The sequence below is a fragment of the Corynebacterium sp. sy039 genome, assembly GCF_007904105.1.
Classification (GTDB): domain Bacteria; phylum Actinomycetota; class Actinomycetes; order Mycobacteriales; family Mycobacteriaceae; genus Corynebacterium.
This window is the reverse complement of the sequence record NZ_CP042325.1, coordinates 442,638-467,314: the sequence shown is the minus strand read 5'-3', so window position 1 is coordinate 467,314 and position 24,677 is coordinate 442,638. Positions and strand designations below refer to the sequence as shown.

Below are 24,677 nucleotides of genomic sequence, written 5' to 3'. Positions count from 1 at the left end.
TTTTCTTAGCCCTCCCCCACTACGACCATTATCAATTCAGGGGTAATGGTTTAAGTTCTAGTTAGAATATGGGAGTGTCATCCATACTTCATACCTGATGTCATTGCACGATAACAACCATGAAACGTATCTGCCGCGCCGTCGTAGCTACCAGCATTATTATCTGTGCTCATTCAGGATTTGCACTGGCCGATCCAGCGCCACGCGATAGTGCACCAGATACCAACTCTTGCCCAAACGCCACTTATCCACCAGAGGCGGAAACTACCTCTGAAGCCTTAGCTCCTGGCCAAAAAGAACCCGAGGCTTTACCCACAGTAGAAAACCAATTTGGTTCCTGTGGCATTACTGCCCCCAAAAACTTCCGTGTTCCCGAAAACACCGCAAGCGCATGGCTGGTCTATAACCTAGATACCGGCGACGTGTACGCCACTAAAGATCCACACGGTAGATATCGTCCCGCTAGCGTCATTAAAGTGCTCCTAGCCACCGTTGCCCTTGAGGAATTACCTCTTGACGACACATACGTGGCTACCCAAGAAGATGAAAATCAAGAAGGATCCGCTGTGGGTCTTAAAGAAGGAATACGATACACCAACAAGCAATTACTCTATGGTCTCTTACTTAACTCGGGAAATGACGCAGCCCATGCACTCGCACAACAACTAGGCGGCGACAAAGCAACACTTACAAAGATCAATGCCTTAGCCCAAAAACTTGGTGCCAAAGATACACGTGCAGCAAGTTATTCAGGACTAGACGCACCAGGCATGATGACCTCCGCCTATGACCTAGCTTTGTTCTACGAATACGCGTGGCAGAACCCCACCTTTGCCACAATACTGGCCACTGAGTTCATTGACTTTCCTGGACCTACGCAAGCAGAAACCTACCAGGTGTGGAATGACAACGGACTGTTTATGAATGATGAGCAGGGATTTGGTGGAAAAACAGGCTATACCGACGACGCCCACCATACCTTTGTCGGTGGAAAAGATTTTGATGGTACGCGTATCGTTGCTGTTATTTTGGATACCACCATTGATACTGGACGCCCCTGGCAGCAAGCCCAACGACTCATCGATGAAGCATATGCAACAAAGAAAACAGTGGGAACCGTAGAGTTTTCAGATACTTCCAGCGATACCGACGATTCTGATGATTCTGGTGATTCTGCCTCCTCTGACGCTGAGGAAATGCCCACTGCCGACTCAGACGGAGCCACAAATGCAGTTATCGCAAATCATGACACCACCGACGATCATAAAAATAACACCACTCCAATACTCATTGGTATCGCAGTGGTGGGAGTGATCGTCCTCGGAGTAGCTGCACGGTTAAGAGCGATGAAACGAGCACGTATGCGTGCTCGCAGAACGCATTAATGCAAAGACTTCCCGACGAACTTGTTTACTTGAATATAGAAATCAGTGCTGCTACAAGTGCGGCACCGGCTAGTCCTAGCCCGAAGCGAGAAGAACGAGAAGAAGAATTTTTCACTTCCTCACGAACTCGAATCACTGCCGGTGCTGGTGCATCCAGATGTGCCACAGCAAACGCCTCAGGGGTTGTTGCCGCCCAAGCAGAGCAATAAAGCACAATGCGCCAAATGAAGTAGAAAAGCACCATGATGCCGATAATAGGACCAAAGGTAGCCCCTGCAGGATTGCTGAGCGCATTAGAGAAAAACATTGATCCCAACTGCTTAAAAACCTCGAAGGCCACTGCACCGATAATCGATGCACGAATTGCTGCTGAATTAGGAACTTCACCACGAGGCAATGTTTTGATCATCCAGAAGAATACAAAGAAATTGGCAATAAGACCAACAACCAGTGCGATGAAGAATGTGATGACAGACGCACCCGGTACGTCGTCAAGCCCAATTTTTTCCAAGACTGTCATACTCAGCCCAGAACTACCAATAGCAGTCACGCCTAACGCAATAGCCAAAGCGACTAACAGTCCAATGAGCGCCACGAGATCTTTGAGCTTTACCAGCACAAAGTTTCCACCCACAACTGGATACTTCCACATCTTCGACACTCCATAGCGGAGGTTATTCATCCAGCCCAGTCCTGACCATAATGCAGTTAAGCCACCGATACCAAACATCGCACCACGCTGTTGCACTGCAGTTTCAATGATGGTGTTGAGAGTATCAGCCATAGAGCCTTCTACTGACTGTGCGATGGAATCTTGTACTTGGCTCATCAGATCTGGTCGTCGCGCAAGCACAGTAGCCAATACAGCAAAGGCGAGCATGAGCAGTGGAAACATAGAGAGCACGGAGAAATAAGTAATACCGGCTGCATATTGATTGCCGCCTTGTTGTCCATAGCGTTCATTCATTAAGAACACATGATCAAACCAAGACCACTTTTGACGGTACTTATCCAGGAGAGTTGGTTCATCGGCATTTGCACGCTCGATACCATACTCGTCTTTTATGTTTTCTTTGGCGGTGGTTGATGTTGCCACGAGTAAGATTCCTTCAATAGCTTTTCTATGGATTGCGTATATCTCTAGTTCTTATTACCCCAGCACATGACAAGCACATGGGACAACATGAAAAATAGTCAAAAGCAGAACCGTTAAAACTTTATCGGTTATCCCCTGCACCTGGCAACCTTTATGTGGTTTTCAACAACTAGAACGCGGGGCAAGAAACCCTACTCGGTCATAAACGTCAGCAAGGGTACGAGCAGCAACCTCACGGGCACGCTGTGCACCTCGCGCCAACGTTGCCTCTAGTTCAGCACGATCGCCCATGTAAAGGTCATAGCGCTGTTTAATCGGCTCCACAAATGCCTCAAGCGCGTCGGCAGTATCAGTTTTTAATACGCCATAACCTTTTCCTTGATACTCAGCTTCTAGTTCTGCCACGGTTCGTGAGGTCAATGCTGCTTGAATAACCAACAAATTAGATACGCCTGGCTTTTTTTCTTTGTCGTAGTAAATAGCACCCTCGTTATCTGTGACCGCAGATTTAATGCGCTTTGCGGATACTTTAGGATCATCAAGCAGGTTAATAAGACCTTTAGGATTTGCGCCTGATTTTGACATTTTTGCGGTTGGCTCTTGCAGATCATAAATCTTGGCAGCGACACCTGGCATAAGCCCCTCAGGAACAACAAATGTTTTCTTATATTTGCTGTTAAAACGCTGTGCAAGTGTTTTGGTGAGCTCTAAATGTTGGCGCTGATCTTCACCAACTGGAACAAACTGTGGTCGGTAGAGCAAAATATCTGCTGCCATAAGCATGGGATACATAAACAAACCAGCTGAGGTACGCTCAGCACCTTGTTTTTGTGATTTGTCCTTAAATTGTGTCATCCGGCTTGCCTCGCCAAAACCAGTCAAACACGTAAGCACCCAATTTAATTCTGCGTGCTCTGGTACATGAGATTGCACAAAAAGAGTGGATTTTTCTGGATCAATGCCCAGTGCAAGAAGCTGTGCGGCACTACCAAGCGTACGTGCACGAAGCAATTTTGGTTCTTGTTCTACGGTGATGGCATGGAGATCTGGAATAAAATAAAACGCATCATACGAATGCTGCAGATCAATCCACTGTTTGAGAGCACCAAGGTAGTTTCCTAGATGATAGGAATCACCAGTTGGTTGAATACCGGATAAAACACGTTGGCGCTGCGCTGTTTTAGGCGCTACAGCTGTGTTCTCTTGTACGGTTTGTCCTGATTGCTCAGTGCTATGCGTAGAGTCATGTGTCATAACTATCCAGTGTAGCTGTCTAAAAAGACAAGAACACAATAAGCATGAAATATGTGCAAAAGCGTTGTTGGTTCTTTATGATCCAACAACGCTTCAATGGTTAAAGAATGCTGAGTGATGAACTCGCAGTTATTGCATACGTGGTTTTTCGTCAAGCAAGTAAACCAGTGATGCTACTAAACTTGCTCCGCCAGCGCCCATCAATAATGCTCCGTGCAGTGCTCGAACATCATGTCCGCCGAGCATAAGAAGTGAAAGTCCGAATAAAACTACACCAAGAATTAATAAAATAATGCCTTTGATGCGCATATAATTAACCTCATTTTTTTCTATTAGGCTTAATTAGAATTTTTATGTGTAAAGCTGATTGGCATTGTACTACGTAGTGTCCATGATCACTACTTATCAGCTCATAAGTCCCGATAAACCACGGTCAATGGTGAATGATCACTCCAGCGTAGGTCATAACGTTCTGCCTTATCTACCCATGCGGTCTGCGCACGCTGTAATAAACTCTCCGTGACAGCTTGATAATCAATCCGCCACCCCGCATCGTTATCAAATGCTTGACCTCGATATGACCACCAAGTATAAGGCGCACCTTCGGGAGCTAGCCGACGTGCCACATCAAACCACATGGGATCAGTTGCCGCTTCACGACGCACATCTGAACTATATTCCACTGCCCCAGCCCACGAACCAGCATCTTTATCCTGCGGCTGCTCATCAGGAAATGCACCAAAAATGTGATCCATAAATGCGCGTTCATCTGCTAAGAAACCTGATTTATCGTAATTGCCCTTAAAGTTTTTGAGATCTTGTTCCCGATGGCAGATATTCCAATCGCCACCAATAACCATCTGCTTATCTTGCCCAGCGCTTCCTTTTTCGGCGAGATAATCGGCAAACACATCGAGAAACTCATATTTTTCATCTTGCTTTGCAGTATTTGCTGAACCTGAAGGCAAATATAGCGAGGCAACTGTCACATCTGTGCCATTGTCGTCATAACAAGCGCTAATAAAACGTCCAGATTCCTCAAAACCCTCCAGCCCGATCTGTACGTCGCTGAGCTTGGTACGCGATAAAATCCCTACGCCAGCGCGCCCTTTAGCACTAGAAGGAGCGCCGACATAATACCAACCATCATCATATGCTGGTGCCAGTGCAGCATCTGTGTCTTTATCACTAGCGCGGACTTCTTGTAAGAGAACAATATCGGAGCCTGACTGCTCAAGCCATGCGAGGAAACCTTGATTTTCTGCGCTGCGCTGTTTCACCGCAGCGCGAATACCATTGACATTGACCGTGGTAATTTGCATACAGGCAAGCCTACTAAATCCACTGTCTTAGTTGTTGGCGCCAGCTCGAAGTCGATAAGCAAAAAACCAAACCACGATGGCACACGCACCGAGAGTAGCACCTGCCAATGCTGGTGCTGCATAACCAAAACCAGCTGCAATAACCGCACCTCCCATTGCCGCACCCGAGGCATTGGCGATATTGAGCGCAGAGTGATTCAGTGCTGCTGCAAGTGTTTGAGCTTTACCTGCGACATCCATCAATCGGATTTGCAGCCCGGGTACCAAGGTAGAACCCGATAAGCCGATAAGCCCAAAGTTAATGGTGCCCCACACTGGGTGTGCTGAACTAAAGAAGAACAGGATAAGCGTGACCACAATTGCAATGAGAGCACTAAGAATACCCAACTCCATATTCCAATCAGACAGCCTGCCTCCGATGAGATTGCCAATAACCATTCCTACGCCATAGACCATAAGTACAAGCCACATTAGCTCTGGATCCAAAGCTGCACGTTGGGTCATAGTCCAGGAAATGTAGGTGTAAACCGCAAACATTCCGCCAAAACCAACTGCCCCCGTCGCTAGTGAAAGCCATACTTGTATTTTTGTTAATGCGCTTAATTCGGTCATGGGTGAGGTCGGTGGCATTTGTGTCATATGCGGCATGAGGAACCACAGAGCGATAAGTGTGGCAATGCCAATCAAAGCGACACAGATATATGCCATATGCCAGCCGAAGGCATACCCGAGTGCTTGAGCTGCCGGGACACCGATAACTGTGGCAAGTGGTAAGCCCATTCCGACGAAAGCGATTGCTTTACCGCGTCCCCCCTGAGGAGCCATCGACGCAGCAACCAGACCAGAAACAGAAAAATAAGCGCCGTGGGGTATGCCGGCAATAAAACGTGCAACGAGCAACACTCCATAATTATTGGCAAACACAGATAGCGCATTACCAAAAGTAAAAGCAATCATGAGGATGATGAGCAGACGACGACGCGGAATCTTGCCTGTTACTGCTGCAATAAGTGGGGCGCCAATAACTACTCCCATAGCGTAGGCGGTAATAATATGACCCGCTTTTTCCTCGGAAATAGCAAAATCATGCGCAATCTGATCGAGCAATCCCATGGATACGAATTCGGTTACCCCGATGCCAAATCCGCCTAGGGCTAGAGCAATCATGGTGATGTATCGGCGTCGCGGTGTTATCTCTGTTTGGGTCGGTAACGCCCGTCTGTTCATTCTTGGCACGTTTGGCTAGGTTAGTACGCAAAACGCAAGTTCGCTAACTAGAGGCGTTTTTCTTGCTCACAATCAAATTTATTCTCAGCAATGACCTAGCGCACAGTTACTCTATCAGGGATTATGTCCTGCGCCTTCCCCTAATTTTATGTATGGGCTCACGCTAAGTGCTTTTGAGCGGTATTCTAGAAGGTGCAATTAGTACAAAAGTACAAAGTCACAGCCTTAGCTTAAGTGCATAAGGATTATCTCTAAGGAGAAGTATGGCAAAAATTATCTATACGCGTACCGACGAAGCACCATTATTAGCAACCTATTCTTTCAAGCCAATTGTTGAGGCTTTTGCGGCAACTGCTGGCATCGACGTCGAAACGCGAGATATTTCCTTAGCAGGTCGTATTTTGTCTCAGTTCCCTGATTATCTTAGCGAGGAGCAAAAAGTTGATGATGCTCTTGCTGAACTTGGTGAACTAGCAAAGACTCCTGAAGCAAATATCATCAAGCTCCCTAATATCTCTGCTTCAGTGCCACAGCTTAAAGCAGCTATCGCTGAACTACAGCAGCAGGGCTATCAATTACCTGACTATCCAGATACTCCGAGCACAGATGAAGAAAAAGATATCCGTGCCCGCTATGACTCTGTCAAGGGTTCTGCAGTAAATCCAGTGTTGCGTGAGGGAAATTCCGATCGCCGTGCGCCTATTGCAGTTAAGAACTTCGCAAAGAAGAACCCACACCGTATGGGTGCGTGGAGTGCTGACTCTAAAACTAATGTTGCCACTATGGATGCGCATGATTTCCGCCATAACGAGAAATCAGTCATCATTGAGCAGGACGACACCCTCAGCATCAAACTTGTCACTGAGCAGGGTGAGCAGGTTCTTAAAGAAAGTCTCAAAGTTCTCGCTGGTGAAGTTATCGACGGCACTTTCATGTCTGCTAAGGCATTGGATGCTTTCCTAGCAGAACAGGTCAAGCGCGCCAAAGACGAGGGAGTGCTCTTTTCTACTCACCTCAAAGCAACCATGATGAAGGTATCTGACCCAATTATTTTCGGTCATGTTCTGCGCGCTTACTTCGCAGATGTCTATGCTGCTTATGGTTCTCAGCTTGAAGAAGCTGGTCTTAATGGCGAAAATGGTTTGGCTGCTATTTTCTCTGAACTCGACAAACTAGAAAATGGTGCAGAAATCAAGGCAGCATTTGAGAAAGCACTTGCCGAGGGGCCAGCTCTGGCTATGGTGAACTCTGATAAGGGAATCACTAATCTTCACGTCCCATCTGATGTGATTGTCGATGCGTCTATGCCAGCTATGATCCGTACTTCTGGTCATATGTGGAATGCACAAGGCGAAGAGCAAGATACTCTCGCCGTTATCCCTGATTCTTCGTATGCGGGCATCTATCAGACCGTTATTGACGACTGCAAAGCCAACGGCGCTTTCGATCCTGCCACGATGGGTACCGTTCCTAATGTTGGTCTTATGGCACAAAAAGCAGAGGAATATGGTTCCCACGATAAGACCTTCAAGATCCCTGCTGCAGGTACGGTACAGGTAGTGAACTCTGCAGGTGATGTCCTTATCTCCCATGATGTTGAGGCTGGCGATATCTGGCGTGCGTGCCAGACTAAGGATGCCCCTATTCAGGATTGGGTGAAACTTGCTGTTACTCGTGCTCGTCTTTCTGGTATGAAAGCAATTTTCTGGCTAGATCCACAGCGTGGGCATGACCGCAACCTCATCTCTCTTGTCGAAAAGTACCTTGCTGATCACGACACTGATGGTCTTGATATTGAAATTTTGTCACCAGTAGAGGCAACAAAGGTATCCATTGACCGCATTCGACGCGGTGAAGATACTATTTCTGTCACAGGCAATGTTCTGCGTGACTATAACACTGACCTATTCCCTATCCTTGAGCTTGGTACTTCTGCAAAGATGTTGTCTGTTGTGCCACTCATGGCAGGCGGCGGTCTATTTGAGACTGGTGCTGGTGGTTCTGCGCCAAAGCACGTCCAGCAGGTTCAAGAAGAAAATCACTTGCGCTGGGATTCTCTTGGCGAGTTCCTTGCCCTTGCTGAGTCGCTACGCCACATCAGCAACAATGGCGGAACTGCTCAAGCTAGTGTGCTTGCCGACGCGCTGGACAAAGCAACTGAATCTCTGCTCAACGAAGGTAAGTCACCATCACGCAAGGTCGGTGAGATCGACAACCGTGGTTCTCACTTCTACCTCACCAAGTTCTGGGCAACTGAGCTTGCGCAGCAAACTGAGGATGCTCACCTTGCTGAGATTTTCGCACCGGTGGCAACAGCACTTGCCGACAATGAGGAATCGATCACTGCTGAGCTTCTCGCTGCACAAGGCAGCCCTGCCGATCTTGGCGGCTACTATCAACCAGATGATGCCAAGACAACTGCGATTATGCGCCCTGCTCAGGCTTTCAACGAGATTATTGATTCGCTCAAAAAATAATTGCTAATCAAGGTAAGAATGTGAGGTGGTTTGTGACAACCACCTCACATTTTATTTCATTCACTATTCCCTCAGTGTCCCTGTCTGTTAATTGCCCTGCTAGCCTTGAGCCAAAGACGTGAAAGTGTGAATATCTCGGCCACACATTCACGAGTGCTGCACTTTTATTATCAGGAGGGTCTTGTGTTTGGCACTGGAAAATTAGAACAGCTCAATATCGGCTCAGTCACGACGGAAGCTGGTAGCGTCATTGATGATGTGGTTATTGCATACCGCTGCTGGGGCTCGTTCAACTCTGATAATCTCATCCTTGTCGAGCATTCTTTAACGAGCGACTCTGATGTCTCTAGCTGGTGGAGTGATTTGATCGGCCCTGGGCGCGCACTCGATACAGATAAATACTGTGTGCTTTGTACCAATGCCCTGGGCAGCTGTTATGGTTCCACCGGTCCTAGTAGTTGCCATCCTGATGGCCAAGCGTGGGGCTCTCGTTTTCCGGCGATTTCCATTCGCGATCAGGTCAAAGCCGAAAAAATTTTTCTTGACGCCTTAGGGATAGACACTATTCACAGTGTTATTGGTGGCTCTATGGGTGGAGCACGCACATTAGAATGGGCGCTCACTTACCCAGACATGATAGGTGCTGCGCTTGTTATTGCGATTTCTGCACGAGCAAGTGGTTGGCAAATTGGTATCCAGACTGCACAAATATCAGCAATTGAGCGTGATCCGCTTTGGAATAATGGAGACTACTATGCTGATTCTCCTCCTCTGGAAGGACTTGCTGCTGCACGTCGTTTAGCACATCTGACCTATCGCGGCGAGCTTGAGATTGATGAGCGCTTTGGGGCACGTGCGCAGCAGGGGGAAAATCCACTTGGTGATTTCCGACATCCACAGCAGCGTTTTGCAGTGCAAAGTTATCTGGAATACCAAGGGGTAAAACTTGCTGAGCGTTTCGACGCAGGCTCATATGTTACTTTGACTGAGGCCTTGAATCGGCACGATATTGGTCGAGGGCGAGGAGGGTTGAATAAAGCTCTTGCTAGTTGCCAGGTTCCCACAATGGTTGCAGGTGTTGATACTGATATTTTGTATCCTTATCACCAGCAAGAGCACTTGTCACGAAATCTAGGCAATCTCTTGGCTATGTCAAAAATATCTTCCCCGGTGGGTCATGATGCGTTTTTGACAGAATCGCGCCAGATGGATCGTATCATTCGTCTCTTTTTCCAATTGTCTCGTGGCGAAAAAGACGCAGGGGTTGAGTACCACCTGTGATATTCGACCCTAGCTCCCCAGGGAGTCAATCGAGAGGGAGAAAAAGATAATGAGTAGTCCGCAGCAGGCACTGAAAACCATGTCAAAACGTCGAGAGCGCACTGCAAGGATACCAAGTACTTGGGAGTCACAACTTGCTCGTACAGCGGCAAGCCACATGAGTGCTATGCCGAGTGTAAATGTGGCTCGCCGCCAGTGCTCAGTCAAAGAAAATAGCCCTGAGAGCACTACCAAAATAACAAAAAGCACCACAAAGGCATACTGTGCTAGCTGCGGGATCTTTGATGGAGGCAATCCTTTGTCATGGGGATTCATTGCCGCTCTGCTGTCTCCACAACATTTTTTACCAAAAATGCTCTGGTCAGTGGTCCCACTCCACCTGGGTTTGGGGAAACATAACCAGCTTTGTCCCATACGTCAGGGGCTACATCGCCTAGGAGTTTGCCAGCTACCCGAGAAACACCAACATCGAGCACTGCTGCACCTGGTTTGACCATATCGGCAGTGAGCATATGCCCTTTACCTGCCGCAGCAATAATAATGTCTGCTTGACGAGTATGTGCAGCAAGGTCTTGAGTTCCCGTGTGGCACAGGGTAACAGTAGCATTTTCACTTCTTCGGGTGAGCATAAGACCGATGGGGCGGCCAACTGTCACACCACGTCCAATGACCACCACTTGTTTTCCTGCTATTTCTACGCCAAAGCGCTTGAGCAAATGAATGGCACCATTGGGAGTGCATGGCAAGGGTGCAGGCTCATTGAGCACTAATTTTCCCAGATTGATTGGGTGTAGCCCATCTGCGTCCTTTGCAGGATCTATGCGCTCAAGGACAGCGTTTTCGTCGATATGCTTTGGCAGGGGAAGCTGAACGATGTAGCCGGTGCATTGTTCATCAGCGTTGAGCTCGTCGATAACTTCTAATAATGCCTCTTGGCTAATATCGCCGGGAAGGTCTTTGCGGATTGAAGTAATGCCTACTTCTTCGCAGTCACGATGTTTCATTTTGACATACGAGTGGCTGGCTGGATCGTCACCGACCAGCACTGTTGCCAACCCGGGTGTGATACCTTTTTCTTTCAGCGCAGCTACTCGAGTTGCTAGATCTGCAAAAATTTCGTCGCGGTATAATTTGCCATCAAGTTTTATTGCACTCACTCGTTCTATTATTCCATCAATCTAGCTCTTGCCCAATTTTTGTGCATGGCAACCGCGCAGGAGCAGAAAACAAACCTAGAATTTCGCCTATGTCTATCTTGAATGTCATTTTCCATCACCCTGTTATTCCACCTAATACTGGAAATGCGATTCGTATGTGCGCTGGATCAGGCGCGCATTTGCATTTGGTGAATCCTGGTTTTGATTTGGCAGAAAAGAACCTCCGACGTGCTGGTTTGGATTATCACGACCTTGCCCAAGTCAGTGTCTATGACACTATTGATGAATGTTTTTCTCATATTCCAGGGCGCGTTTTTGCTTTTACTACCCGAGCTCACACGTTTTATACTGACATAAGCTATCAGGAAGGTGATGCATTATTATTCGGCACTGAACCAAGTGGTTTAGATGATTACGCTTTATGCCACGATCGTATCACTGAGCAATTGCGTATCCCTATGTTGCCGTCGCGCAGATCGATGAATCTTTCTAATGCCGCGAGTATCGCCACTTATGAAGCATGGCGTCAGCTAAGTTTTTCTGGCGCTATTTAATTCTCTTAGTGCAGTGTTATCAGCGAGTTTCCCGACGCTAGCGGGAAAAAATTAATGAATCCACTCAAAAAATAGACAAAGCTGTATATTTAGAATAGACTTCTTGGAGTTTATCTTTTTGGAGCATTGCTCTACATGAAAGGAATCATTATGAAACTTCGTCGTACGCTCGCTGCTGTTACTGCAGCTGTCATTGGCACCGGCAGCTTGGCTGCGTGTTCCTCAGGTTCACAAGACACCCTCGCCGATGACGCCACCACTATCCGCATTGGCACCACCGACGGCAGCAAAAAAGCATGGGCCGTCTTTGAGGATAAAGCCAAAGAGGCAGGTATCACTCTTGATATTAAAGACTTCTCTGACTACTCCACACCCAACCTTGCGCTAACCCAGAATCAAATTGATGTTAATCTGTTCCAACATCTGAAATTCCTGGCAGAATACAATGTGAAGAATAATCAATCACTCGTGCCTATTGGCGCCACAGAAATTGTACCATTAGCTCTCTATTGGAAAGATCACTCCGACCTTAACGGAATCGAAGGAAAAACAGTCGCGATTCCTAATGACACCACAAACCAAGGTCGCGCCTTACATATGCTTGACGACGCAGGACTGGTAACTATCAAAGAAGAAGCGAAAGACCTGGTAGATATTACCCCTGCCGATATTGATGAAAAAGCCTCTAAAATCTCATTGGCACTCGTCGACCCAGCACAAACCACTGCTGCATATGGTGAGGGCACTCCTGCGGTGATCAATAACTCTTTCCTCGATCGAGCAGGAATTGACCCAACAAGCTACATCTTTGCCGACGATCCTAAGTCGCCTGCAGCAGAACCATATATCAATGTTTTTGTAACCAAACCAGAAAACAAAAACAACAAGACGCTTGCTAAACTTGCCCAGCTGTGGCACACCGAAGAAGTACAAAAAGCCGTTGCTGAAGATTCACGCGGTACTTCTGTGCCATCACAGCTTCCACCTGCACAGTTGGAAGAAATCTTGAAGAAAATTGAAGAGCAAAAGAAGAACTCTTAATTTTCTAACCACCAATTGAGGCAACGAAGAAAGAGCTGTACACAGTGACTGGAACCAAAATTGAGTTTGAGAACATCACCAAAGTTTTCAACTCTGGCAAAAAAACAATCACCGCCCTAGACGGGGTGAGCTTAACAGTCGAACCCGGGGAAATACTCGGTGTCATTGGTTACTCAGGTGCCGGCAAATCCACCCTAGTGAGGATGATCAACGGTCTTGACACCCCTACCAGCGGCAGTTTGCTACTCGACGGCACAGATATTGTGGGATTGAGCGAGAAAAAACTTCGCGGTATTCGTCGCAATATCGGCATGATCTTCCAGCAGTTCAATCTTTTCTCATCACGCACCGCTGCAGGCAACATCGAGTATCCACTTATCTTGGCCGGTGTTGATAAAGCAGAGCGCAAAAAACGCGTTGCCCAATTGCTTGATTTTGTGGGCCTGGGTGATCGCGGCAAGAATTACCCAGAGCAGCTTTCTGGTGGACAAAAACAGCGTGTTGGTATTGCCCGCGCCCTAGCAACCAACCCTGACCTCTTGCTTGCCGACGAGGCTACCTCAGCACTAGATCCAGAAACCACTCACGAGGTGCTTAATTTGCTGCGCAAAGTCAATCGTGAGCTTGGAATCACCATTGTCGTTATTACGCATGAGATGGATGTTGTACGCACCATTGCCGACAAAGTTGCTGTTATGGAAAATGGCAAAGTAGTGGAATACGGTTCCACCTATGAGATCTTTTCCCACCCACACAGCGCAGTTACTCAACGCTTTGTGGCAACATCATTGCGCAACACTCCTGACGCACTAGAATCCGAAGATCTACTGGCACACCAGGGACGCTTATTTACCATCGTGCTTAGTGAAGAATCCGGTTTTTTCGATGCGGTAAGCTCTGCACGCGCCAAAGGAGTGTCCATCAATATCGTCCACGGTGGGGTCACCACTTTGCAAAAGCATAGTTTCGGTAAGGTCACCGTACGACTTAATGGCGATGAGCAAGCTATCAACGACTTCTACGCCTATCTTTCCACGACCACTGATATTGAGGAGATTGCTCGATAATGCACACCAGTATTCTTGCAGCAGATTGGTCCAGACTCGGCGATACCTACAAACAAGCTATCAGCGACACCTTGGTTATGGTTGCAGTCACCCTAGTGGCAGCTGGTATCTTTGGGTTGGTTCTAGGAACTTTGCTCTATACCACTCGCAAAGGCGCAATTTTAGAAAATCGCATCGTTTATGCGTTGATTAACTTCCTGGTCAATCTGGTACGCCCGATTCCTTTTATTATTCTCATTTCAGCTATAGGTCCGTTGACCATTGCTGTCGTCGGCACGCAAATTGGGCGTGAAGCAGCAATGTTCGGTATGTCCATTGCAGCGAGTTTTGCTGTGGCACGTATCGTGGAGCAAAATCTTGTCTCGATTGATCCTGGAGTTATTGAAGCAGCTCGTGCCATGGGAGCCAGTCCCTGGAAAATCATTACCTCAGTGATTATATTCCTGAAGCTCTTGGCCCACTTATCCTCGGATACACTTTTATTTCCATCGCGATTGTCGATATGTCTGCCATGGCAGGTTATATCGGCGGCGGTGGACTAGGTGACTTCGCTATCACCTATGGTTATCGCGCATACGATTGGCAGGTAACTCTCGTTGCTACCGTAACAATCATCATCTTGGTTCAGTTCATCCAGATTTTTGGCAACTGGCTCTCCAAAAAAATCATGCGACGCTAACCAATCGCTTTGCCCCAGCACACAATAATGATGGTGCTGGGGTTCTTTTTATCTACTCAGCCTGTGCCACTGGGCTTTATCCCACCAAACAAAGCAATGAACATAATAGAAAGCATAAATGTTTCACAACAATATCAACATTGCCCTCTTCTACATCTTCCTTTCTTCACAAAGGAAGATTAGGGTGGAACTATGACTACTCACTCTGCTTATCTTCGTCGTATTGCTGTCGCAGCTATTGCTGCTAGTGCTCTTGGACTGGCTGGATGCGACGACACTACTACAGAACAAAAAAAGAATGCAGAATCGAGCACCCACGCATCAGGGGAAAAAGGCGCAACCCAAGAAACAGTTGTCGTGACCTCCACGCGTACTATTTCGCGCTCCAACACCACTACTGCCCCACAACAGGCAGCTCAACTTCACAGTGGAGCCCCAGAAAGTAGCACTTCTATTCTGGGCACCCCTGATACCTCTGATAAACAACAACAGCCCGACCACGGCGCTTTGGTGCCTATCGGGATACGAGTAGCTAGCCATGATACTTTTGACCGCATTGTGATCGACCTAGAAGGAACCGGAACACCTGGTTGGGCAAGCCAACTCACCACTGAACCCACTCAACTCACCAGTGGCGAGGTCATCACGTTCAACGGCACCCAAGCACTACTGCTCAATATCACAGGCACCTTGTACCCATTCGAGTTAGGAATCAAAGACCCCAATCTCAACGCCGATATTGATCCAACAAGCACCGGTGTGGTAACTGAGGTACGTAGCCTTGGTACTTTTGAGGGATCAAGTCAATTTCTCATTGGATTAGATCGCACACATCCGTATTCCATCCAGTCACTTAGCAACCCCAACCGACTAGTCATAGACATCCAGCACTAATTATTCATTGACTAATCACTTCCCTGCCGCATCTTCATGGTGCCCGCTATATCCACACCAGCCCAAGGCAGTACACTATTTCTTATGAATGCCCTTGCACCTACAACACCACCTTCTGTTCGACTTAGCACATCAGTGTTATTCGGTCTTGGGGTAGCCAGCTTAACCACAGCGCTTCCCCGTGGAATTCAAGTAGCCATTATGCTCGCAAGCATTGGCATCGGTATCCTGCTCATTTTCTCGCACCCATATCGTGCTCATATACGTGCCTTCCTCGAGCAGCGCAATCTCTATTACCGCCCCAAGTTCTCCCAAATAGTTCCACTATTTTTAGTATGGCTTATGCTCATGCTCGCACCCCTACTCGCCCCGGCACCGTGGTGGGCAACATTGGGCAGTGGACTCATTGTTTTTGGCTGGATGTGGCTTATCTTCCCGCACGTCGACGGTACTCGCGCCCTTGCATATCTTGACTAATATGCAAAAACACCAGACTGCCTATCGTGCAGCTGGTGTTTTATAGTGCCAGAATTACTCCCACTCTATTGTTCCTGGTGGCTTTGAGGTGACATCCAATACCACTCGATTAACATCAGGTACTTCATTAGTAATACGGGTAGAGATTTTCTCCAGCACATCATACGGCAACCGCGTCCAATCTGCGGTCATTGCGTCCTCAGAAGATACCGGGCGCAGCACAATAGGATGCCCATACGTACGACCATCGCCCTGCACACCGACTGAGCGGACGTCGGCAAGCAATACCACAGGGCACTGCCATATCTCTTCATCCAATCCAGCAGCACTAAGCTCAGTGCGCGCAATCAGATCAGCTGCCCGCAGAGTCTCTAGGCGCTGAGCTGTTACCTCACCAATGATCCGAATGCCTAAACCAGGACCTGGGAAAGGCTGACGTGCCACAATTTCTTCAGGCAAGCCCAACTCACGACCAACAGCGCGAACCTCATCCTTGAAGAGCAAGCGCAATGGCTCAACTAGCTCAAACTCAACATCATCAGGCAATCCACCAACATTGTGATGGCTCTTGATATTGGCAGTACCAGCACCACCACCGGACTCCACCACATCAGGATACAAGGTACCCTGTACCAAGAACTCAACCTGTTGCCCTTCCAACACACCAGCGACAGCGCGCTCAAAGGAACGAATAAACTCTGCACCAATAGCTTTACGTTTTGCCTCTGGTTCACTAATACCAGCAAGTTTGTTTAAGAACGCTTCCTGTTCCGAAACAACCACTAATTTTGCACCAGTAGAGGCAACGAAATCTTTTTCTACTTGCTCGCGCTCACCAGCACGCAACAAACCATGATCCACAAACACACACGTAAGACGATCCCCAATTGCTCGCTGCACCAATGCCGCTGCTACAGCCGAATCAACTCCGCCAGATAGTCCACAAATAGCGCGCCCTTGCCCCACTTGCTCACGCACTGCTTCAATAAGTTCATCAGCAATATTTGCAGCAGTCCAATTCTGCTCCAAACCAGCAACCTTAGTAAGGAAGTGCTCTAGCACCTGCTGGCCATGAGGAGAATGGCGTACCTCAGGGTGATATTGCACACCAGCCATCTTCTTTTCCACGCACTCAAATGCAGCGACAGGAGCTCCCTGACTGGATGCGGTAACAACAAAGCCCTCAGGTGCTTCAGAAACAGCATCTCCATGACTCATCCACACAGTATGTTGTGCTTCAAGCCCCTCGTGGAGTGCACCACCCACGACGGTAATATCAGTGCGACCATATTCACGATCCCCAGTAGCACTTACTGTTCCGCCGAGTGCTTTTGTCATGTACTGGAACCCATAGCAAATACCAAAAACAGGAATACCCAGTGAAAGAATCTGTGGGTCTAGCTCTGGTGCCTCAGGAGCATAAACAGAACTAGGTCCACCAGATAGCACTAATGCTGCAGGATTTTTTGCTTTTACTTCTTCTAATGAAATACTATGCGGAACTACTTCCGAATAGATTTTTGCTTCTCGAATACGCCGTGCAATAAGTTGCGCATACTGCGCACCAAAATCAATAACAAGCACTGGTCGATGTTTCACAGCAGGTTGCGTTACATTTTGTTGGCTCACGCTTTCCTAGTCTAGCGCGCACAAAGCGCTAGAGCGAAACTCTTGAAAAACCAGCCCTCGCCAAAGACTAGGTGCGCACATCATTGCACAGATATCCCGACCTTTTGGAAACTCTTTAATTCCGTATAACCGCACTTTGCCATCGCACGCTTGAGGCCACCAACGAAGTTTTCTTCACCAAACGCATCCGAGGAAGGTCCATGCAAAATAACTTCCAAGCTCACTCGTTCTTCCGGCGCTATGTCATAATCGCTGAGTTCATCATAGCCTATCATTCCGCGTGGGAAACGAGGATGAGCAGCACTTGCCTGCCAGTACAAACCATGCGCCGCAGCTTCTCGCGCTCTGGCAAGTGGTTGCCCAAGAACCACAGCGTCGGCACCACAAGCAATAGCCTTGACCACATCACCGGAGTCATGAATAGAGCCATCGGCAATCACATGCACATAGCGGCCGCCAGTTTCGTCGAGGTAATCGCGTCTAGCTGCTGCAATATCAGCAATCACGGTGGCCATAGGCACATGAATACCCAATGTTGACTCATGCGCACTACTACCACTACCGACGATAACCCCCACAGCACCAGCACGCATCAAATGTAATGCCGTGGTGTAATCACTCACACCACCTGCGATAACCGGGACGTCGAGAGTGCCAATAAACTCTTTGAGGTTAAGTGGCTCCCCACCCGTGGCAACGTGCTCAGCCGAAATGATGGTGCCCTGGATAAGCAGAAGTTCTGCACCAGCTGCAATCACCACTGGCGCTAACTCTCTAGCATTCTGTGGCGATACACGTACTGCCACCGTAGCACCACTATCACGCACCTGAGCTATTCTTTCGCTGAGCAAGTCATAATCAATGGCTTGGGTATGGAGCTGTTGCAATTTCTTTGTTGCATTGCTGGCAGAAAAACGAAGAAAGCTATTTTTATTGTCATACGCATCGATAACTTCTTGAATTGCTTGATCTAGATCGCGATGGCGCCCCCACAGTCCTTCTGCGTTAATAACACCTAATCCACCTTGTTTGTCCATTTCAATGATGAACTCAGGCGTGGCTAATGCATCAGTTGGGTGCGATAGGAAAGGAATGGAAAAGGTATAAGCGTCAATGTTCCATTCCGTATTGACATCTTTTGAGGAGCGGGTACGACGAGCAGGCAACACAGACAACTGATCTAAGTCATATGTTTTTCTTGCTTGGCGCCCAATGCCAATCTCTACGTAGTCACGCATTGTGACCCTTTCTGTTCTATTTTCGGCTTTTCTTTAAGCTGTGTACCGATGCAACCTTAGCGATAATTTGGCGCTTCGACAGTCTGCTGAATATGGTGTGGATGAGATTCCTTCAAGCCAGCAGAAGTAATCTGCACAAAGCGTGCCTGTTGCAAATCGCTAATAGACGCAGAACCGGTATATCCCATTGCTGCCCGCAAGCCCCCGACGATTTGGTGCGTAATAGCACCAAGAGGACCACGGAAAGGCACTTGACCTTCAATACCTTCTGGAACCAACTTATCTTCGCTCTTCACGTCAGCTTGGAAATAGCGATCTTTAGAATAAGAGCGCTTTTCCCCAGTTAAACCACGCCCTTGCATCGCCCCCATGGAACCCATACCACGGTAACGCTTATATTGTTTACCGCCAACCACAACGATTTCACCTGGCGCTTCTGTGGTACCAGCCAGCATAGAACCAAGCATAACCGACGACGCACCTGCCGCTAATGCCTTAGCAACATCGCCAGAAAATTGCATACCACCATCGGCAATAATTGGTACTCCTGCAGCATGAGCTGGAACAGCTGCTTCCATAATGGCAGTAATCTGTGGAGCGCCCACACCGGCAACAACACGTGTAGTACAAATGGAACCTGGACCAATGCCTACTTTGATTGCATCAGCACCAGCCTCAATCATCGCTTTCGCCGCTGCTCGAGTAGCAAGATTGCCACCGATCACGTCGATAGTATCGCCAAACTCTTTCTTGACTTTAGCCACCATGTCTAGCACACCCCGCGAATGAGCATGAGCGGAATCAACAACCAACACATCTACTCCAGCATCAACGAGGGCGCCTGCGCGTTTCCACGATTCCTCACCAACACCGATACCAGCGCCGACAAGCAAGCGCCCAGAAGAATCTTTAGAAGCTAATGGATATTGCTCAGTCTTGACAAAGTCTTTCACGGTGATCAGCCCGGTGAGTTTGCCATTTTTATCTACAATTGGCAGCTTTTCCACTTTGTTTGCAGAAAGTAGCTGTAATGCTTCTTCTTTGCTCACACCTTCTTGGGCAATAACCAATGGCATTGGTGTCATTACTTCAGCAACGCGACGGTTATAGTCAGGCTCAAAACGCATATCACGATTGGTGCAAATTCCCACCAACGTGCCTTGCTCATCGACAACTGGTAAGCCTGAGATACGGAACCGGGCGCATAATGCGTCAACCTCAGAAATGGTCATATCAGGTGTAGCAGTTACTGGGTCAGTAACCATGCCAGATTCCGAACGCTTCACGGTTTCGACGTGTTGTGCTTGTTCGTCGATAGAAAGATTGCGGTGCAAAATACCCATACCGCCTTCTCTGGCCATAGCAATAGCCATACGAGATTCAGTCACAGTATCCATTGCCGCAGATACAATCGGTATATTCAACGAGATATTGCGCGTCAATTGTGTCTTGGTTGTTACCTCAGAAGGAATCACATCTGAGGCATCAGGAATAAGTAGTACATCATCAAATGTCAGACCGACAAGTGCTACTTTTTGTGGATCATCACCACCGGTAGAAACATACGACTGTGACATCTTTTCTCCGTATTTCTCTTTGTCAGTTTTTCTGTGCAAGATAAGGTTTTAACTTTTATTAACGCACGTGCTTTCGTGTGTTATCTCTACCCTAGTACGGATCAAGCATGAGCGTTAATTGTGCGTTTTCCCCCAAGCAATCAGAAGATAAAAGCTGCCCAAAACCAACGCCTGCCACTTAATTTCCAAACTATTTTAATGAACTGGATTGAGAACATCCCCAGGAGATTCATCAGGAAGATGTGCCAAAGAATCTCGAAGCTCGTCGAGAAGCTCTATAGGTTGCGTCAAGGGCGACTGGGGTTCAGGTACAGCGGCAGAAATTACTTCTTGCTGTGCAACAGGCTCTGCCATTTCTACCGCTGATGTATGAGGTTCTATCACTGTAGGCGTTTCTGGCACCATAACATCACTAGGCGTATATGGCTGCGTGCCAGGTAATTCCGCCCCAACAACGCCATTGGGTGCGTTCGTCGGAAGTGGCATATTAGTTTTTTCAGCACCAGTTACCTGTGGTGGCTGCTCTGCGCTTGGCTGTTCAGTAATACTTTGCTCAGTTTTCTCAAGCACTTCTTTTGCCTGCTCACGATCTACCGGCGCAAGATTATCCACAATAGACTGCGCTTGCGTCAATAAACGCTGCACACCTTCAGTATCCCCGGCAGCATTGAGTTCACGCACTTGATCTAAAGTGCTAGCTAATTGAATAACATCCTCATGAGATTCTTGGTCGCCGAAAAGCACTTGCCGCAAACCATAAAGCGCAGAATCTTGTTGTGCAGAATGAATAGCTAGTCCACCGCCTGCGATAACAAATGTTGCTGCCGCAGCCCCCATGAGCGCAGCAGAAAAGAATCCACGGTATCTCCGAGATTTCGCACCAGCCAACGGCTCCGATACAGACCCCGACGCATCAGTAATTCCTAATTGCGCCAATGTAGGTGGGGGTGGCACATCAGTCAGAATCTCTTTACGCAAAGCTAATAATGCGGTAGCACTAGGATCAATCGTGCCATCATGCCCTGATGCAGGAACTTCGCCTCGCGACAAGCACGCTATGTACTCTTCATCGCTTTTTAGCTCATGAAGAATTGAAGAATTCAAGCCCCCCCCCCGACTATTTTTCTCATCTCGCTTACCCATTATTTTCTCCTGATTCAATAATTTTTCTTAATGCCGTTAACGCACGATGCTGTGCAACCCTTACCGCTCCTGGCGTACTTCCTACTATTTCTGCTGTTTCTTCGGCACTTAACCCAACAAAAACTCTCAGTATTAAAACCTCGCGCGCTTTTTCACTCAGTGAATCGAGAAGCTGACGGACTTTGTTACTACCATCGCTTACCAGAACATACTCTTCAGGAGAATGTCGATCTTCGACTTCTGGCAATTCTGCAGTTGGACTCGATAAGTCCTTAAAATAACTTCGATGCGCATCGGCTATTTTATGAGAAGCAATCGCGTAGACAAATGCCATAAAAGGTCTTCCACGATCCGTGTAGCTTCTCATAGAAGTAGCTACTGCAAAACAAATTTCCTGGGCAACATCATCTGCCGTCGGATGCTGATCGCCATTTATCCTGGCGCGAGCATAACGCACGACGAGCGGGTGAATAATCCGAATTACTTTTTCTAGAGCCTGAAGATCACCAGCAACAGCCAAAGGCACCACCTTTGCTAGTTCTTCTTCATGACTATTCACAGACTTTAATCCTTTATCGATTTCTTGCCAGGCTATGTTTTACAAAAGAACATAATCCTTTTCATATCACGATGCTTAAAGTTTTAACTGAGATATCTAGAATATCTACCAAAATATAAATATAGGATACCGCAGCAAAGTACAAAGAATTAAAATATCCCTGAGAAACATTCTTAGACTTCTTTTAGTCAGTCTTAGGATCAGATCCCTAGGCTTGGAATCAAGAAAATTTTTCCCTCCACATATCCGATTACCCCTTTGTTCTCTGCATTTTCCGTTATTTCCCGTCCCCTTGCATCTTGACTAACGCAACGACGCTTTTCTGCTATTTTCTATCATTTTATAGAACCTTGGGAAAAATTAACCTTTTTTTAACTTTTTCCTTTTGCGCAGACCAGGGCAGGTGCACATTACCCCAAAAATGTCTTTTTGGTTAATTTTCGCTTTTTCTCAACGAATCAGTCAAAAGTGTTTTACCAACTGTTCACCTAAAGAATTCACACTAGGCTAAGCAATCAGCACAAGTTAGAGGAGATTTTTATATGTCTCAACCAAATCTACTCCCTGGTCCTAACTCAGATTTTTGGGACTGGCAATTACACGGTGCCTGCCGCGGGGAAAACTCAGATGTTTTCTATCATCCAGATGGAGAGCGTGGACGTGCTCGCCAACAACGCGAACTACGTGCAAAAGCAATTTGCAATTCTTGCCCAGTTCTTGAGGCATGCCGCGAACACGCACTAAGCGTTGCCGAGCCTTATGGCATTTGGGGTGGAATGTCAGAGACAGAAAGAATGGTTATTCTTCGTTCTCGTACTAAACGACGCGCAAGCGTAACCGTCTAGAAAGTACAAGCACTTACTGCAAGACAGAAGTTGGCTAGTTGGCTATCGTGCGAAAATAGCAAAAACTCCTCAGCACTATGCTGAGGAGTTTTTATAATCTCATGACCTACTCTCAAAGAGTAAGAATCACTATCCCACTACTCGTCTTTTAATGACTATGCCCAGCCGCATTCGGTGCAGCTTCATCTTGTGGTTTCTCTACTACAGATGCTTCTGTAGTCAATACCATACGAGCAACTGACGTAGCATTCACCACTGCAGAATGGGTAACCTTCACTGGGTCAATAATGCCCTGCTCAATGAGGTTTCCGTATTCAAGGGTTGCCGCGTTAAAACCAGAACCATTTTCTTGTTCAGCAATACGCGCAACCACAACTGCACCATCTAAACCGGCATTGTGTGCAATCCAGTATGCGGGCTTACGCAAAGCACGAGCCAAAGCAATAATGCCTACGCGTACATCTGCATCATGTTCTTGTGCAAATTCCTCTAATCCAGCAGAAATCTGAACCAACGCAGAACCACCGCCAGCAATCACGCCCTCCTGCGCAGCAGCACGAGCAGCATTAATAGCATCTTCGACACGTAGCTTACGCTCAGATACTTCTGTCTCCGTTGCAGCACCTACTTTGATGACAGCGATACCGCCAGAAAGTTTAGCCAAACGCTCTTGTGCCTTTTCTCGATCCCACGATGAATCAGTATTCTCAATCTCTCGTCGAATCTGCGCACGGCGATTTTCTACTGCTTCTGCGCTACCAGCGCCATCAACGATGATGGTTTCATCTTTGGTGACAGTTACCCGACGCGCGTGGCCAAAAACCTCAGCGGAAGCGTCGTGAAGATTTACACCCACCTCAGGATCAATGACCGTAGCATTAGTAACTACCGCCAAATCATCCATGAATGCTTTACGACGCTCACCGAAATACGGTGCCTTAACTGCAACAGCTTTAATAGTTTTGCGAATTGAATTGACCACTAATGCTTGTAGCGGTTCACCCTCAACATCCTCAGCAACAATAAGAACTGGCTTCGCAGACTCCACGACCTTCTCCAACAGTGGAAGAAAATCTGGAAGTGAAGAAATTTTATTGCGAACCAGAAGAACCAATGGTTCCTCAAGCACTGCTTGCTGACTATCAGTATCAGTAATGAAATAAGGCGAAAGGAATCCTTTATCAAAGGACACACCTTCAGTTACATCGAGGTAGGAATCAATTGATTGTGATTCCTCCACAGTAACCACACCATCTTTGCCCACTTTTTCCATTGCTGCTGCAACCATCTCACCGACTACTTCATCGCGAGAAGACACAGTAGCAACATTGGCAATATCAGCAGACGATGATACTTCAGTAGCACGTGCAATAAGCTGATCCACTACATAATCAGCACCGGCTGCAATTCCTTTATTAAGCTCAATAGGATTGGCACCAGCAGCTACGTTGCGCAACCCTTCAGTGATAAGCGCCTGCGCAAGCAATGTTGCAGTGGTGGTACCATCACCAGCGATATCATTGGTTTTTACCGCCACGGACTTAACAAGTTGCGCACCAAGATTCTCAAAAGGATCTTCTACATCAATATCACGCGCAATGGTGACACCGTCATTAGTAACTGTTGGCGATCCGAAAGACTTATCTAAAACCACATTACGACCACGTGGCCCTAAGGTTACTTTCACTGCATTAGCGAGTGTATCTACACCTCTCAGGATACCCTCACGAGCTTCCTGGTTAAATGCAATTAGTTTTGCCATTGTGTTATACGTC

The 24,677-nt window shown here is 47.4% G+C and carries 22 protein-coding genes and 1 pseudogene; 10 read left to right on the top strand and 13 right to left on the bottom strand.

Annotation, left to right across the window (positions count from 1 at the left end):
• Positions 1–119: 119 nt before the first annotated feature.
• The gene (locus tag FQV43_RS02065; protein WP_146338509.1) at positions 120–1,385 is read left to right on the top strand and encodes a D-alanyl-D-alanine carboxypeptidase family protein; all 1,266 of its coding nucleotides are present in this window, start codon (positions 120–122) and stop codon (positions 1,383–1,385) included.
• A gap of 25 nt (positions 1,386–1,410) precedes the next feature.
• Here FQV43_RS02065 and yhjD read toward each other — a convergent pair whose 3' ends face one another.
• The 5 genes from yhjD to FQV43_RS02040 all read right to left on the bottom strand — a co-directional run bounded on the left by yhjD (position 1,411) and on the right by FQV43_RS02040 (position 6,293).
• Positions 1,411–2,490, bottom strand: coding sequence for an inner membrane protein YhjD (gene yhjD / locus FQV43_RS02060; RefSeq protein WP_185967201.1), 1,080 nt, complete (start codon positions 2,488–2,490; stop codon positions 1,411–1,413).
• A gap of 153 nt (positions 2,491–2,643) precedes the next feature.
• Positions 2,644–3,735, bottom strand: coding sequence for a tryptophan--tRNA ligase (gene trpS / locus FQV43_RS02055; RefSeq protein WP_146338506.1), 1,092 nt, complete (start codon positions 3,733–3,735; stop codon positions 2,644–2,646).
• A gap of 129 nt (positions 3,736–3,864) precedes the next feature.
• Positions 3,865–4,044 (bottom strand): hypothetical protein, encoded by a 180-nt coding sequence (locus FQV43_RS02050; protein ID WP_144273926.1) that lies wholly within the window; start codon positions 4,042–4,044, stop codon positions 3,865–3,867.
• A 101-nt stretch (positions 4,045–4,145) separates the two neighbouring features.
• Positions 4,146–5,057 (bottom strand): exodeoxyribonuclease III, encoded by a 912-nt coding sequence (locus tag FQV43_RS02045; RefSeq protein ID WP_144273925.1) that lies wholly within the window; start codon positions 5,055–5,057, stop codon positions 4,146–4,148.
• Positions 5,058–5,084: 27 nt separating this feature from the next.
• Positions 5,085–6,293, bottom strand: a complete 1,209-nt coding sequence (locus tag FQV43_RS02040) for an MFS transporter (protein WP_144273924.1) — start codon at positions 6,291–6,293, stop codon at positions 5,085–5,087.
• Positions 6,294–6,547: 254 nt separating this feature from the next.
• Between FQV43_RS02040 and FQV43_RS02035 the strand changes: the two genes are divergently transcribed.
• Together FQV43_RS02035 and FQV43_RS02030 are read left to right on the top strand one after the other, a co-directional pair.
• A complete protein-coding gene (locus FQV43_RS02035; RefSeq protein ID WP_146338502.1) occupies positions 6,548–8,761 on the top strand; it encodes an NADP-dependent isocitrate dehydrogenase in 2,214 nt (737 codons plus the stop codon).
• Between the two features lie 183 nt (positions 8,762–8,944).
• Positions 8,945–10,042, top strand: a complete 1,098-nt coding sequence (locus FQV43_RS02030) for a homoserine O-acetyltransferase (protein WP_210415258.1) — start codon at positions 8,945–8,947, stop codon at positions 10,040–10,042.
• Between the two features lie 9 nt (positions 10,043–10,051).
• Here FQV43_RS02030 and FQV43_RS02025 read toward each other — a convergent pair whose 3' ends face one another.
• Positions 10,052–10,357: a DUF3017 domain-containing protein gene (locus FQV43_RS02025; RefSeq protein ID WP_144273922.1), complete on the bottom strand. Its 306-nt coding sequence runs from the start codon at positions 10,355–10,357 to the stop codon at positions 10,052–10,054.
• Entirely contained in the window at positions 10,354–11,199 is an 846-nt protein-coding gene (locus FQV43_RS02020; RefSeq protein WP_146338499.1) for a bifunctional methylenetetrahydrofolate dehydrogenase/methenyltetrahydrofolate cyclohydrolase, read from the bottom strand. The genes FQV43_RS02025 and FQV43_RS02020 overlap by 4 nt, the downstream gene beginning before the upstream one ends.
• 89 nt (positions 11,200–11,288) lie before the next feature.
• Between FQV43_RS02020 and FQV43_RS02015 the strand changes: the two genes are divergently transcribed.
• The 6 genes and pseudogenes from FQV43_RS02015 (at position 11,289) to FQV43_RS01990 (ending at position 15,911) form a co-directional block, all read left to right on the top strand.
• Positions 11,289–11,753: a tRNA (cytidine(34)-2'-O)-methyltransferase gene (locus tag FQV43_RS02015; RefSeq protein ID WP_144273920.1), complete on the top strand. Its 465-nt coding sequence runs from the start codon at positions 11,289–11,291 to the stop codon at positions 11,751–11,753.
• 150 nt (positions 11,754–11,903) lie between these two features.
• Positions 11,904–12,794, top strand: coding sequence for a MetQ/NlpA family ABC transporter substrate-binding protein (locus tag FQV43_RS02010; protein ID WP_144273919.1), 891 nt, complete (start codon positions 11,904–11,906; stop codon positions 12,792–12,794).
• 44 nt (positions 12,795–12,838) lie between these two features.
• Positions 12,839–13,861, top strand: coding sequence for a methionine ABC transporter ATP-binding protein (locus FQV43_RS02005; RefSeq protein WP_146338496.1), 1,023 nt, complete (start codon positions 12,839–12,841; stop codon positions 13,859–13,861).
• Positions 13,861–14,540 (top strand): annotated as a pseudogene (locus FQV43_RS02000) (methionine ABC transporter permease). The gene FQV43_RS02005 and the pseudogene FQV43_RS02000 overlap by 1 nt, the downstream one beginning before the upstream one ends.
• 192 nt (positions 14,541–14,732) lie before the next feature.
• Complete coding sequence (locus tag FQV43_RS01995; RefSeq protein ID WP_146338493.1) at positions 14,733–15,434, top strand: hypothetical protein; 702 nt, start codon at positions 14,733–14,735, stop codon at positions 15,432–15,434.
• Positions 15,435–15,518: 84 nt separating this feature from the next.
• A complete protein-coding gene (locus FQV43_RS01990) occupies positions 15,519–15,911 on the top strand; it encodes a hypothetical protein (RefSeq protein WP_146338490.1) in 393 nt (130 codons plus the stop codon).
• A gap of 54 nt (positions 15,912–15,965) precedes the next feature.
• Here FQV43_RS01990 and guaA read toward each other — a convergent pair whose 3' ends face one another.
• The 5 genes from guaA to FQV43_RS01965 all read right to left on the bottom strand — a co-directional run bounded on the left by guaA (position 15,966) and on the right by FQV43_RS01965 (position 22,057).
• Positions 15,966–17,540 carry a glutamine-hydrolyzing GMP synthase gene (gene guaA, locus FQV43_RS01985; protein ID WP_370511217.1) on the bottom strand — a complete coding sequence of 525 codons (1,575 nt, stop codon included), beginning with the start codon at positions 17,538–17,540 and terminating at the stop codon, positions 15,966–15,968.
• 80 nt (positions 17,541–17,620) lie between these two features.
• Complete coding sequence (locus tag FQV43_RS01980; RefSeq protein ID WP_146338487.1) at positions 17,621–18,778, bottom strand: GuaB3 family IMP dehydrogenase-related protein; 1,158 nt, start codon at positions 18,776–18,778, stop codon at positions 17,621–17,623.
• 56 nt (positions 18,779–18,834) lie between these two features.
• Entirely contained in the window at positions 18,835–20,355 is a 1,521-nt protein-coding gene (gene guaB, locus FQV43_RS01975; RefSeq protein ID WP_146340341.1) for an IMP dehydrogenase, read from the bottom strand.
• Positions 20,356–20,550: 195 nt separating this feature from the next.
• Positions 20,551–21,498, bottom strand: coding sequence for a hypothetical protein (locus tag FQV43_RS01970; RefSeq protein ID WP_168195020.1), 948 nt, complete (start codon positions 21,496–21,498; stop codon positions 20,551–20,553).
• Entirely contained in the window at positions 21,491–22,057 is a 567-nt protein-coding gene (locus FQV43_RS01965) for a sigma-70 family RNA polymerase sigma factor (RefSeq protein WP_146338481.1), read from the bottom strand. The genes FQV43_RS01970 and FQV43_RS01965 overlap by 8 nt, the downstream gene beginning before the upstream one ends.
• A 542-nt stretch (positions 22,058–22,599) precedes the next feature.
• Here FQV43_RS01965 and FQV43_RS01960 point away from each other — a divergent pair.
• Positions 22,600–22,902, top strand: coding sequence for a WhiB family transcriptional regulator (locus tag FQV43_RS01960; protein WP_144273910.1), 303 nt, complete (start codon positions 22,600–22,602; stop codon positions 22,900–22,902).
• A 148-nt stretch (positions 22,903–23,050) separates the two neighbouring features.
• On the opposite strand, the gene groL is transcribed toward FQV43_RS01960, so the two are convergent.
• Positions 23,051–24,664 carry a chaperonin GroEL gene (gene groL / locus FQV43_RS01955; protein WP_146338478.1) on the bottom strand — a complete coding sequence of 538 codons (1,614 nt, stop codon included), beginning with the start codon at positions 24,662–24,664 and terminating at the stop codon, positions 23,051–23,053.
• Positions 24,665–24,677: the final 13 nt, after the last annotated feature.